Annotated in this window: 1 protein-coding gene; it reads left to right on the top strand. The window is 66.2% G+C overall.

Annotated features, from left to right (window positions below; translation table 11 throughout):
• The coding region (locus tag CVH10_RS24545) for a superoxide dismutase (protein ID WP_369336030.1) at positions 1-234 on the top strand (234 nt) is incomplete at both ends.

The raw sequence follows: 234 nt of genomic DNA, 5'->3' as shown, positions 1-234 counted from the left end.
TCTCCAAGGCGCCGAAGGCCGTTCGCAACAACGGCGGCGGTCACTGGAACCACAGCCTGTTCTGGGAGCTGCTGGCCCCGGCCGATCAGGCCGGCGAACCGTCGGCTGAACTCGCCGCCGCCATCGACGCCGACCTGGGCGGAATGGACAAGTTCAAGGAAGACTTCAACGCCGCCGGCGCCGCTCAATTCGGTTCCGGTTGGGCCTGGCTGATCGTTCAGGACGGCAAGCTGA

Source organism: Halomonas sp. ND22Bw (assembly GCF_003011945.1).
Classification (GTDB): domain Bacteria; phylum Pseudomonadota; class Gammaproteobacteria; order Pseudomonadales; family Halomonadaceae; genus Halomonas; species Halomonas halophila.
This window is presented reverse-complemented; position numbering and strand designations above follow the sequence as displayed.